At 48.4% G+C, this 8,337-nt stretch carries 10 protein-coding genes and 2 pseudogenes; 5 read left to right on the forward strand and 7 right to left on the reverse strand.

From position 1 onward, the window contains the following. Positions 1–43: 43 nt before the first annotated feature. On the forward strand, positions 44–181 hold the full coding sequence (locus tag DWZ45_RS11190) for a hypothetical protein (RefSeq protein WP_233430213.1): 138 nt from the start codon (positions 44–46) through the stop codon (positions 179–181). 336 nt (positions 182–517) lie between these two features. Here the strand turns inward: DWZ45_RS11190 and DWZ45_RS11200 are convergent. From DWZ45_RS11200 to DWZ45_RS14545, 4 genes and pseudogenes are all read right to left on the reverse strand, one after another. Beyond that, positions 518–760: pseudogene (locus DWZ45_RS11200) on the reverse strand (peptide-methionine (R)-S-oxide reductase); the annotation flags it as partial. Positions 761–849: 89 nt separating this feature from the next. Next, on the reverse strand, positions 850–1,800 hold the full coding sequence (locus DWZ45_RS11205; RefSeq protein ID WP_118469123.1) for a TlpA disulfide reductase family protein: 951 nt from the start codon (positions 1,798–1,800) through the stop codon (positions 850–852). Positions 1,801–1,811: 11 nt separating this feature from the next. Beyond that, on the reverse strand, positions 1,812–2,705 hold the full coding sequence (locus DWZ45_RS11210) for a 4Fe-4S binding protein (protein WP_182426669.1): 894 nt from the start codon (positions 2,703–2,705) through the stop codon (positions 1,812–1,814). A gap of 25 nt (positions 2,706–2,730) precedes the next feature. Next, complete coding sequence (locus DWZ45_RS14545) at positions 2,731–2,877, reverse strand: CD1871A family CXXC motif-containing protein (RefSeq protein WP_182426666.1); 147 nt, start codon at positions 2,875–2,877, stop codon at positions 2,731–2,733. A 147-nt stretch (positions 2,878–3,024) separates the two neighbouring features. On the opposite strand from DWZ45_RS14545, the gene DWZ45_RS11215 reads away from it, so the two are divergent. Next, entirely contained in the window at positions 3,025–3,702 is a 678-nt protein-coding gene (locus tag DWZ45_RS11215; RefSeq protein WP_118469106.1) for a response regulator transcription factor, read from the forward strand. Then, complete coding sequence (locus DWZ45_RS11220; RefSeq protein WP_118469108.1) at positions 3,699–4,850, forward strand: HAMP domain-containing sensor histidine kinase; 1,152 nt, start codon at positions 3,699–3,701, stop codon at positions 4,848–4,850. Before DWZ45_RS11215 ends, DWZ45_RS11220 begins: the two co-directional genes overlap by 4 nt. Here the strand turns inward: DWZ45_RS11220 and DWZ45_RS11225 are convergent. Continuing rightward, on the reverse strand, positions 4,836–5,126 hold the full coding sequence (locus tag DWZ45_RS11225; protein WP_182426667.1) for a hypothetical protein: 291 nt from the start codon (positions 5,124–5,126) through the stop codon (positions 4,836–4,838). The two genes, DWZ45_RS11220 and DWZ45_RS11225, sit on opposite strands and share 15 nt — an antisense overlap. Before the next feature lie 370 nt (positions 5,127–5,496). After that, positions 5,497–7,257 carry a diguanylate cyclase gene (locus DWZ45_RS11230; RefSeq protein WP_118469125.1) on the reverse strand — a complete coding sequence of 587 codons (1,761 nt, stop codon included), beginning with the start codon at positions 7,255–7,257 and terminating at the stop codon, positions 5,497–5,499. A 324-nt stretch (positions 7,258–7,581) separates the two neighbouring features. Between DWZ45_RS11230 and DWZ45_RS11235 the strand changes: the two genes are divergently transcribed. Together DWZ45_RS11235 and DWZ45_RS11240 are read left to right on the forward strand one after the other, a co-directional pair. Continuing rightward, positions 7,582–7,845: a hypothetical protein gene (locus DWZ45_RS11235; RefSeq protein ID WP_333489792.1), complete on the forward strand. Its 264-nt coding sequence runs from the start codon at positions 7,582–7,584 to the stop codon at positions 7,843–7,845. 12 nt (positions 7,846–7,857) lie between these two features. Beyond that, positions 7,858–8,049 (forward strand): hypothetical protein, encoded by a 192-nt coding sequence (locus DWZ45_RS11240; protein WP_227589449.1) that lies wholly within the window; start codon positions 7,858–7,860, stop codon positions 8,047–8,049. A 199-nt stretch (positions 8,050–8,248) separates the two neighbouring features. Here DWZ45_RS11240 and DWZ45_RS14680 read toward each other — a convergent pair. Next, positions 8,249–8,337 (reverse strand): annotated as a pseudogene (locus tag DWZ45_RS14680) (cupin domain-containing protein); the annotation flags it as partial.

Genomic DNA, 8,337 nt, shown 5'->3' on the forward strand with positions numbered 1-8,337 from the left:
TGCAGAGTACCGCAAGACCAAATCGGAAATGCAGGATTGGCTTGTGGCGCAGAAGATTATGCAGGAAAACCTGAAAGAGGACGAGCAGAAAAAGAGCAGCTGCATGAGCAGGAAGTGCGGCAGGAAGAAGAAAATAGACAAAGCAGTCGATGATGGAATGTCCGGTGCAGTGTGGGTGTAATGCTCATGCTGCACCGGGCTTTTTTCTTTGAAAATGATTTTTTATAATGTTGATCTTTGACTGCTCTTAACTCAAATATTGTATCTTAACTCAAAAAAAGTTATAATACAGAAAAAGAGTTAAGAATGCAGGTGATGACATGGAATATCTCGATAAAGTTCTTGGAGTCAAGGTTACCTATGAGGACGTAGAGTTTAAGCACGGAGTGACTGTCTTGGATGCGGCATATTTGATTCCATTTAAGGCAAAAGCATGGATGGATTTGACAGATCGTAAGGCCGCAGGAGAACATGTTGATAGCAAAAATATTAAGAAACATAACAGTATTTTGCGAACTCATTCCTCGAACAGATACAGAAGATATCCGTAACCCTCTGCTTTCATCTTTGCGTAAGGCACAAAGCGCAGGGCCGCACTGTTGATACAGTAGCGCACGCCATTGGGGGACTCCGGATCGCCAGTGAACACATGACCAAGGTGAGAATCTCCGGCACGGCTTCTGACCTCTGTACGGCGCATGCCGTGGCTCAGGTCCTCCAGTTCCACCACGGCAGGCTCTTCAATGGGCTTTGTGAAAGCCGCTCAGCAGCAGTACCGCGGTGAGCAGAAGCGGCAATACTCTCCGATACATGGTGTATCCCTCCTTTCGGAGAAGATAAATTCGTTTGTCAGCCCATATCGGCGGCGAGCGCCTTGTCGATCTGGGCTTGCAGCGCCTCAGCCTGCGTCTTGCCGGTAACAGCGCCTACGATGGGTTCACCCACGATATTGCCGCTGCGGTCGACCACATAGGTGGTGGGATAGGCAAAGATGTTGGTGGTAAACTTTCCCGCCTCACCGTCGGAGTCAAAATACACATTCTGATAGGTGGCGCCCTTCTTGGCAAGCACATCCTTCGCCTCGGAAATTGCCGTTTCGTCGCCGTCCAGCGTGAAGGTGTTGACGCCGATGAGGGAGCCGCCCTTCTCCGCCAGTTCCTTGTTCAGCGCATCCAGCTCGGAAAGCTCGCCTACGCAGGGATTGCAGGTGGTGAACCAGAAATTCACCACGGTGACGGCGTTGGCGGAGAACAGCTCGTCGCTCTTCACCGTGTTGCCATCCAGGTCCTTGCCCTCAAAGGCGGGGAATTTCTGCATGCTGCCGTCATCAGGCGGCGTGGTCATGTCGCTGCCCGCGGGCACGCTCATAGCGCCATCCGTAGATTGCTGTGCCGCCTCGGGGTACTTTTTCTCTATCATGGTCAGCTTGTTTTCAATCTCGCGGATCTTCTCTGCCGCCTCCTTGAGCAGCTTCAGCTCATCCTCCGTAAACTGATCTTTGGAACCTTCGATGGTGTCCAACAAGAACTCACCATAGTTTTTGCCGTCCTCCTGCATGGTCATGCCCTTGTCGGCCGCTATGAAAACTTTTTCCCAAAGCGCTGTGTTCTCCGAGAGAATGGCATTTTCCTGCGCCATCAGCTCCTTGTGCATGGCAACCGCTTCCTTGGCATTCTTCGGTTCGCTACTCATTTCGTCCATTTTGTCTCCGCCCTTTGTGGCGCAGGCTGCCAGAGAGAGCACCATCAGTGCAGTAAGCAGCAGAGCCAGAATTCTGCCGGCAGTATTCGTCCTATTCATCTTCATTCGTTTTATTCCTCCCTGTTAGTGTTGTTTGTTTGTAGTGTTTCCGCTGCTTTTGCCTTATCTTTACCGTCTCCGAAGCCGTAGCGGAAGCACACGGCTTTCGTCGGACAGGCGCGGATGCACATTCCGCAGCGGATGCACTCGGTATGGTTGGGCGTTTTCGTCACATCCACATCCATCTTGCAGGCTCTGGCGCATTTCCCGCAGGAAACGCACTTATTCTTATCCACCTTCATCTGGAAGAGGGACACCCGGTTGAACAGCGCGTAGAACGCGCCCAGCGGGCAGAGCCACTTGCAGAACGGTCGGTAGAACAGTACGCTCAGCGCAATCACCGACAGCAGGATGCTGAATTTCCATGTAAACAGCTTGCCCAGCGCCGCCCGGATGCCGGAATTGGCAAGGGACAGCGGGATGGCTCCCTCCAGCACGCCTTGGGGGCAGAGGTATTTGCAGAAGAACGGATCTCCCATGCCAACATCGTTCACAAGGAACGCCGGTAGCAGGAAAACCATCACCAGCAGGACAGCGTATTTCAGGTATGTCAGCGGCTTCAGCCTCTTTGTGGAAAGCTTCTTAGTGGGGATTTTGTGCAGCAGCTCCTGAAACCAGCCGAAGGGGCATAGAAAGCCGCAGATAAAGCGCCCCAGCAGCACGCCCAGCAGAATGAGGAAGCCTATGATATAGTAGGAGAAGCTGAACTTGGAAGACCCCACCACCGCCTGAAACGCACCAATGGGGCAGGCCCCAGACGCCGACGGACAGGAGTAGCAGTTCAGCCCCGGCACGCAGACGGTCTTCCCCGCCCCCTGATACAGTCCGCCCTTGAGAAAGTTCGGCAGATGCAGGTTGGTCAGCAGCGTCGCCCCCGCCTGAATCCAGCCCCGGAAGCGGGACATTGTCTGTGAAACGCCTGAAAACTTTTTACCCAATGCCCACACACTCCAGACATAATTTGATTGCTTTGCTCAGCACTGTCGCCGCCTCGCCCCGCCAGACACCGAAGCACAGCATGGCGGCTCCGGCCATCAGCAGCGCGATCTGCGCCGCTGCCTTTTTCTCGCAGCTCATTTTTCATCACCCTTTCCGATTTTCTGTCCCCATCATAGCGCGGGAGAGTTAAAGTCTCTGTTAAGAACGAAAACTTAACACAAACCTTATCTGTTTTTGCTATAATGAAAGCAACACAAAAACGAAGAAATAAAAAGGAGGGCTCTCATGCACCTTTTAGTAATTGAAGATGAACGCGCCCTGTGCGAGACCATCGTCCGCAGCCTGCGGCGGCTGGCCTACAGCGTGGACTACTGCTATGACGGGGAAAAAGCGCTGGCGCTTCTGGGCGTGGAACGATACGATCTGGTGCTTCTTGATCTGAATCTGCCGAAAAAGGACGGCATGACGGTGCTGCGCACCCTGCGGCAGACCGACCGGGAGACGCGGGTGCTGATCCTCTCCGCCCGCAGCGAAGTGGAGGACAAGGTGCAGGGGCTAGATGCCGGGGCGAACGACTATCTGGCGAAGCCCTTCCACTTGGCGGAGCTGGAGGCCCGCATCCGCAGCCTGACATTGCGGCAGTTTACCCAGCAGGATGTGCTGCTAAGCTGCGGAGACCTGACCTTTGACACCCGTTCCCGTACCGCCACCGTCAACGGGCAGACGCTGACGCTCACCCGGAAGGAAACAGGAATCCTGGAATACCTGATGGTGCATCAAGGAAGGCCAGTAAGTCAGGAGGAGCTGATGGATCACGTTTGGGACAATAGCGTGGACAGCTTCAGCAATTCCATTCGCGTCCACATCTCCGCCCTGCGCAAAAAGCTCCGCACCGTGCTGGGCTATGACCCCATCCGCAACCGCATCGGCGAGGGCTATCTGATGGGAGGTGAGGAGGAATGAAGCGGCTTTCCCTGCAGTGGCGCATCACGTTGATGTCCGTCCTGCTCATCGGTGTCACCTGCGTGGCCATGAATCTGCTGCTGTGCTCCTCCGGTGTGTATTATATGGACACCATTGCGGACAACTTACAAGGCGGCGGCACGGTGATCCTGAATGATGGCGGAGCGGCGAGCTTTGACCCACAGCTCATAGCCCCTGACGAGGATCTGACGATCATTGTCGATGGGGTGCAGGGGCGCTTCCGCACCACCAACTGGTACATCACGGCGGCGATAACGCTGCTCAGCGGCATCCTCGCCTATTTCGTCAGCGGACGCGCTCTCAAGCCCCTGCGCAGCTTTACCTCGCAGGTGGAGCAGGTGCAGCTGAACAATCTTGCCGATATGAGGATCGATGAAGACGCTATTTCGGAGTTCCGGCAGCTGAGCCGCTCGTTCAACCAGATGCTGGAGCGGCTGAACAACGCCTTTTCCGCTCAGCGGCAGTTCACCGGCAACGCCGCCCACGAGCTGCGCACGCCACTGGCACTAATGCAGGCGCAGTTGGAGCTGTTTTCCGCGGAGCATCCTGATGTGCGACCGGAGACGGCGGAGTTCCTCACGCTTTTGCGTGAGCAGACGGAACGGCTGATACAGATGACCAGGACACTGCTGGAGATGAGCAATCTGCAGCAGGTGGCGCGGAACGAGCGGATCCAGCTCGCTCCCATGATCGAGGAGATCTTCACAGATCTTGCGCCGCTCTCAGATAAGCTCGGCGTCACGCTGACGGCGGAGGGCGACGGCATTATGACCGGCAGCGATGCACTGATTTACCGGCTGATCTTCAACCTGACGGAGAATGCTGTCAAGTACAACCGGCCGGGCGGCTCGGTACGGGTTTCTGTCACTCAGGAGTTGGAAAAGCTCCTGCTCCGCGTCTCCGACACCGGCTGCGGCATCCCGGAGGTGTATCAGCGCAGTATTTTCCAGCCCTTCTTCCGGGTGGACAAGTCTCGCAGCCGGGAATACGGTGGCGCAGGACTGGGGCTCTCACTGGTATGGGAGATCGCCGACCTCCACGGCGGCTCCGTTTGGGTGGAGAAAAGTTCGGAGAAGGGCACTACCATTGCGGTGGGGTTGCCAACGCAACAATCAACGAAGCCCTAAAACACTTTTATTCGTTTTTCGCTGCTTCGCTTGCCGCCCTGCGGCGTCCCTCTCCGTATTTTCACGCTCCAATTCCGCCGCACGGAGCTTGCTGTGGACAGACTTATAATCAGAAATTTCCTGTTTCAAACTGTCAATCTCAGCCTTGAGCTTTGCAATTAGCTTGTTTGCCGCATCCACCGCCTTTTGCAGTTTGGATTCCTTTTTCTCTGCTGTAACGTACTTCTTTGCCAGAGTGGAAAGTCGGTCAAAGTCCTCACGCTCCACGGCAACCATGCTCGTCCAGCGCGGGCTTGGAATCCCACTTTTTGCTCATGCTGATCTGCTGTATTTAAATAACCCTATTAACACAATTTTATTAGGCGCAGTATAACTGCTGACGGCGTAGAATCTTGGTGGCTAACTTGGTGGATACCTTGATGGGTGTCATCCTCTAAGTTATCATGGGTTTTGAAGAAGCATTTTATGGGAAAAAGAATCTGGATCCAAAGATGCGGGCATTGCTTAATTCACTGGCGAAAACAGATCATAGCTTGGCAAATAAAATAGAAGCTCCACATGCGATTTAAAAAAAATCCTGTTCAATATATGAATATGAGCAGGATTTTTCTATTTACAACGATATTTTTTACAATATTTCCTTCGATTATCCGGAAAATTTTTCACTGTAATGACTTTTCATATCCTCCCAGTCCATGAACAATACATAAAATACTTTGCCATATTGCTGGCTCTCAACAATTCTCCCATGGTCAAGCACAGACAGATACGATCCATCCGCTCTTCGTAAATGAAAGTGGATATAGTCATTTCCATTGCCATTATCAATCTGTTTCCAAATGCTTGCTTCTATCTTCTTCTTCTCATCTTCCCGTATCAGGTTGCTGAAACTTTTCTTTGTAAGTCTGAATAGTTCATCCATATCTTTATATCCGGCCATATGAAGAAACTCCTGATTTGCATAAAAGAGTTCATCATCTTCTTTGTCTGCTCTGTATATGATAAATGCTCCTGGAAGGTGCTCGGAGATATCCCTAAATGCAAATCCCAGTTGTTTACGAACCCTTAATTCAAGTCCTTCCCTATAAGCCATGCAGCCATTTTTTCCATGAAGTTTTATTTCGTAAAGGGCTGCATCTGCACAGCGCATAAGCTGTGAACGGTTAGACGCAAATGTCGGATATTCCGAATATCCAAGAGAAATATAAAATGGATATTCTTTTCCCTTATATGAAAATGTCTTTGGAGCCATAGTGAATTGCTGTAGCTTCTCTTTTACATCCTCGTAGGAATAATTTTTTAAAAGAATACAGAACTCATCTCCACCATTTCTTCCTAGTAACGCATCAGACGGGAAAAAAGCTTTCATACTGTCTGCCAGACTCCTTAATGCTTTGTCTCCGTAAACATGTCCATAGATATCATTAATAAATTTAAAATCATCAATATCAAGGAGTACAGCCACAAATTTCGCTTTCGGATTTTTATTAATCATCTTTTCTGCCAGTTCATCGAATCCATAGCGATTGTAAATACCTGTAAGAGAATCTGTGTGTGCCAGTATTTGAAATTTGTTTTTATTTTCTTTTGATACCAGCCACATCCGGGTAAGAGTTACCAAAAGCATGGTAATCGCAATAAAGAAAACACTGATTACTGCTATTAATGTATTGTTTCCCCAGCCATTTTCAGGCATTACTTCAAACTTCCAGTTCTCCGTTCCTATCGTAAAGTCATAGGAAACCGGATTCGTTAATTGACGATCTGACTGATAAACAACTTTATAATTATCACTCCATGGATTATCCGTTTTTGAAAGACTATATTCATATCCAAATTTCGAAAGTGCACTTATCGCATCTGAAAAAATATCCGGAACACGAAGGATAACAATGGTAAATCCCCAAAAATATTCCTGCCCGTTTTCATCTTTCAGATAAATAGGATTGCGGACAGCAATTCCATATCCACCCTGTTTCAATTCAAAAGGTCCCTGTGTAACGATTGTATGATGATCTCTTGCATATATGGAAATTTCACCACGTTCTGTATCATGAATCAGATCAATCTTACCTGCCTCATTTCCATCGGCCGGATAAATATCCGTTACAATACCAGCCGGAGCAAGCTGTACGCTTTCAACAGAATCCGACATAATATTTTTTGCAATTGTGTCAAATTGATTGATTTCTCCAGTTCCGCTGATCAAAAGCTGTTTCAGAACATCTGTAATCTCTATTCCATTTATAATCTCATTCTCTATACGTTCTCCATAGGTTGTTGCATTTAATTGTGCTGTTGTGCGGCTCTGCTCTTTTTCATGAGTATCTGTGTTGTATACGACTAAACTAACAAGGCATATGCCCATTAAAAAAACGAGAAGAGGCACAAGTGTCTTTTTTTTCACCTGATTCACCTCGTTTTATCTCAGTCGAGAAGACTCTCACCTCTTCAGGTGGTGAGTAATAGCAAATTTGTCTCAGTGGGAGTTGGGTCTCTGACTGATGTTTTTATAATTAAGCATTATATCACGGAAGTAAAAAAATTGAATAAATTTTGCCAAAAAAGTTATAGAACGTTTTTCCAGTGTACTGATAACGTTTTCCTTGCGTACAATGGAAAAAAGAAGCAGTGCTCCTAAACAAATAAAAAAAGTACAGTTTGATTGTTTGATTGCTTGTTTTTATGGTATCTTTTCTTTTGGAATTCAACATGGCGGTTACGCTTCTTTATGGACAGCCGACTGAACAAAAATGGCGGAACGCTTATTTTCACTACGCATTATCCGGAACTGCTGGATGAATATGACCGAAATGACGGAATTTGTATTGTAAGAAACCGTAATGGCATTACAGCAGAAAATTTGAGCCATATATTGAAACGTAATGATATTAAAAAGAGTGATGCCTACCAGAGCGGTTTCCTTGAGGGAACAACGCCAGCATATGAAGCGTATATGCGCTTGAAGAAAAGCCTGGCTGCTTCAATCAATTAAGGAGGCAGCAGAATGGAATTAGCAAAATATAAGGCGTGTATATGTGAAGGATCTACCGAAGAAGCTATTATCGACATACTGGTTGATAATGATCTTCTGATTTTCAAAAGAGAAGAAATGTTGGAAGAATGTGTTATCCGTTGCAGAAGTGCTAAACGATTTGAGGAGCGATACTTACGGAAGGGATTCGATGAGCAGATTTGATGTAAAAGATTATCCCGACTTTTTTGATATATTTTCACAGAAAAACGGAGTATTCTGTCAGAATTTCGGATAATCATAAAGTCTGGATAAGTGGTGTGAGAGGTCGGCGGCGAAAGCCGCCTCCTATTCGCTCCAAAAAAGAAATGCACAGTTCTTAGTTTATCGGGAGATGTGCATTTTTGTAAATAAATACTTTAAATTAGCCGATTACGGCATCCTCTGCGGTAAAATGTTTCAGAGAATTTTCTTTTACCTGAATGCAGATATAAGTAATTCCGGAAATATCGG

It is taken from the genome of Clostridium sp. AF32-7AC (assembly GCF_003477925.1).
GTDB classification, from domain to species: Bacteria; Bacillota; Clostridia; order Lachnospirales; family Lachnospiraceae; genus Otoolea; species Otoolea fessa.